This window comes from Nostoc sp. WHI, from assembly GCF_015714725.1.
Taxonomy (GTDB): domain Bacteria; phylum Cyanobacteriota; class Cyanobacteriia; order Cyanobacteriales; family Nostocaceae; genus Nostoc.
This window is the reverse complement of sequence record NZ_WBKM01000264.1, coordinates 1-3,567: the sequence shown is the minus strand read 5'-3', so window position 1 is coordinate 3,567 and position 3,567 is coordinate 1. Positions and strand designations below refer to the sequence as shown.

Here is a 3,567-nt window from a genome sequence, read left to right as displayed (position 1 = left end):
CCCCACTCCCCACTCCCATAACAATTCCCCTAGTTCAATCATCTCTTCCCTCTCTTTCAGATATAAACTAACGGGGGAGGGATCGATAAGAACTAGGGGTATTTTTGTGCGCCTGCTGACAACAGTCGCAGCTTTACGCTGCTATTTAACTAAACGCTGCTCAGAAAACAAGCTGATTGCAGTTACAGAGAATCTGCTAGTAGATGAGATGACTGGTTGGCACCAGACGGCACTCGGTCTGGTGCCGACAATGGGAAATTTGCATCAAGGTCATTTAAGCTTAATTCAACGAGCGCGGCAAGAAAATTCTACGGTGATTGTCAGTATTTTTGTCAATCCTCTGCAATTTGCTCCCAATGAGGATTATCAACGCTACCCCCGCACTTTAGAGCAAGACCAACAACTTTGCGAACAAGCTGGGGTAGATGCAATTTTTGCGCCGACTCCGGAAGAAATCGCGATACCCCCGAAAAGTATACAAGAATCAACGGGTACACAAGTTATCCCCCCATCTGCTATGATATCAGGCTTGTGTGGTCGTTCTCGGCTGGGTCACTTTCAGGGTGTCGCTACGATTGTAACCAAGCTTTTCAACTTGGTACAGCCTGACCGAGCCTATTTTGGCCAAAAGGATGGTCAGCAATTGGCAATTATTAAACAGCTAGTAGCTGACTTAAATTTGCCAGTAGAAATTGTTGCTTGTCCAACAGTACGAGAAGCGTCGGGTCTGGCTTTGAGTTCTCGTAATCAATATTTGACTGCAACGGCAAAAGAGGAAGCATCGGTGTTATGTCGCGGCTTGCGACGAGCTGAAGCTGCATTCATTGCAGGCGATCGCGATCGCAGCAAGTTGATCGCAGTGGTACAGCAAGAAGTGGCAATGGTCAGCACGGTTTTAGTGGAATATATTGAATTGGTTGAACCGACTACGTTGATGTCTTTAGAAAAAGTTGAGGAGGAAGGAATGGTGGCGATCGCAGCTCGTCTTGGTTCTACACGTTTGATTGACAATACCATCTTGCGCGATCGCCAACCCATTATCGCCATTGATGGCCCAGCCGGTGCTGGGAAATCCACAGTGGCACGTCAAGTAGCAGCAAACTTGAATTTGGTATATCTGGATTCAGGAGCGATGTACCGTGCTGTTACTTGGTTAGTGTTGCAAAATAAAATTGCTATTGACGATGAGTGTGCGATCGCTGAATTAACTAACCAGTGTAAAATTGAACTGACTCCCACCCAGGATTTACAATCCACCGTGCGGGTTGGGATTAATGGTACTGATGTTACCCAGGCAATTCGCACGATTGAGGTAACATCTCAAGTATCGGCGATCGCTGCACAAAGGGCTGTACGTCAAGCACTGGTTAAACAACAGCAAAGTTGGGGTAAAAAAGGTGGGTTAGTCGCTGAAGGGCGGGATATCGGTACTCATGTATTCCCCGATGCTGAAGTGAAAATCTTCTTAACTGCTTCTGTGAGTGAACGCGCCCGTCGCCGCCAGCAAGACTTTAACAAACAAGGTCAACCCGAAGTGAGTTTAGAGCAGCTGGAACGGGATATTGCCGAACGTGACTGGAAAGATAGTACACGCAAAGTTTCTCCTTTGCAAAAAGCAGTGGATGCGATCGAAGTTCAAACCGATGGACTGAATGTATCTGAAGTCACCGCAAAAATTGTTAACTACTACCAGCAGCGTTTATCTGAGCGGTAATCATTACAATTTGCTGTTAGTTTTTTAATTCAAAAGGGTGGTAAGTGATTATTCACCTACCATCCTCAAAACTGTATCCAAAAACACAATATTAGATAATTTTACTATTGGCTATCTTTGTTGAACATCAAGCCTTGTATTAAATCATCTCGCTTTCGACTGATTGCTCATATTGCAATTAATCATACTCAAGGTAGAAGTATGAAAGCTTTAATTGCTAAGTGTTAATTATTTATCGGTTTCTGGCTATGAAATATTAATCATTTTTATTTATATATTTATAACCAGGACTTACGCATTGACAAGAAAGAGTAAATATGAGTTATTTGAAAAACCACATTTGTCGTAGGGGCAATTCATGAATTGCCCCTACCGTGCGGGTTTACAACAATCAAAGAATGATTCATAAAAACCTGAAACGACGTATTTACGTTGATACACAACATAATTCTTTTGTACAGTGCGTAAGTCCTAATAACTTAAGTAATTTTTTCCATCTTCACTTGATCTTCACTTTAGTAGTAGAATGACGATGTTAAGTTTTATGTTCCCTCATTAAGGACACAAAACTGCTAAAAACAAAAGCTGTTAATTTCCTAAGCTTCTGCAATAGTTTAAAACTGGAAACCGATAAAGAGAGGATTTCACAGAATGGCATTTGTACAAGAACCACTACCCTTTGACATTAATGCTCTAGAGCCACATGGTATGAAAGCTGAGACTTTCGAGTATCACTATGGCAAACATCACAAAGCTTATGTAGACAACCTCAACAAGCTCACTGAAGGTACGGAACTTGCGGATAAGTCGCTGGAAGAAGTAATCAAAGTTTCCTTCAAGGACTCTTCTAAAGTAGGAATCTTCAACAATGCTGCCCAAGTTTGGAACCACACCTTCTTCTGGAATTCCTTAAAGCCAGCAGGTGGCGGTGCACCCACTGGTGAACTCGCAGCCAAGATTGATAAAGATTTTGGTAGCTTAGACAAATTCAAAGAAGAGTTCTCTAACGCCGCCGCAACTCAGTTTGGCAGTGGATGGTCTTGGCTGATTGATGATGGTGGTACGCTAAAGGTGATTAAGACACCAAATGCAGAAAACCCTCTAGCTCATGGTCAGAAGGCACTCTTAACATTAGATGTTTGGGAACACGCTTACTACATTGACTACAAAAACGCCCGTCCGGCATTCATTAAGAATTTCCTAGAACAGTTGGTTAACTGGGACTTTGCTGCTGAAAACTTAGCCAAAGCTTAATTAACTGCTAGTTTTTAACTGGTTGTGACAGTGGCTTTTAACAGCTATATAAAGCGGAAACAACCAGTTAATTTAGTAATAGTAATACTTACTGACAGTCACGAGTTCTATCGTGGCTGTTTTTATTTGACTGGAGCACATTGTGAAGATATTGTATGGGCATATAGCTATAACCAAAACAATACTGAGCTTTTGGTCTGACTTTTCACGGTATCTGAAAAACCTCTCTCTAAATCTCTCTCCTAAAAGGAGAGAGACTTTGAATTTTCCCCCTTCCCGTGCCCTTCCCGTGTCGGGAAGGGGGTTAGGGGGTTAGGTTTTCGTGGACTTATCCACATAACGTGAAAAGTCAGAGCTTTTGGTAAGGATTTTGTAAAGTTAAGTTAATTAAGTTTAAAAAAACTCATAATTAAGTACGTGTTTTGGAAGCCTTCAATTCCAGACCCATGTCTATTAACCATTCAGAGATTATCTCTCTGCATCTTTGGACAACGGTTATGTCTTTATGGAGAATCACCAGCCCCGTTGGGGCGGGTATAGGGTGTGGGGTGTTGGGTTGCAGGTTATAAAGAAGCCCCAACAGCCCTAAAGTCAGAAGC

2 protein-coding genes and 1 pseudogene are annotated in these 3,567 nt (G+C 42.4%); 2 read left to right on the top strand and 1 reads right to left on the bottom strand.

The genetic code is table 11. From position 1 onward, the window contains the following. The first annotated feature begins 106 nt into the window (after positions 1 to 106). Positions 107 to 1,714 (top strand): bifunctional pantoate--beta-alanine ligase/(d)CMP kinase, encoded by a 1,608-nt coding sequence (locus tag F8S12_RS26740; protein ID WP_196519321.1) that lies wholly within the window; start codon positions 107 to 109, stop codon positions 1,712 to 1,714. A gap of 651 nt (positions 1,715 to 2,365) precedes the next feature. Next, a complete protein-coding gene (locus F8S12_RS26735) occupies positions 2,366 to 2,968 on the top strand; it encodes a superoxide dismutase (RefSeq protein ID WP_196519320.1) in 603 nt (200 codons plus the stop codon). Between the two features lie 409 nt (positions 2,969 to 3,377). Here the strand turns inward: F8S12_RS26735 and F8S12_RS40990 are convergent. Beyond that, positions 3,378 to 3,567, bottom strand: a pseudogene (locus tag F8S12_RS40990) (hypothetical protein); the annotation flags it as partial.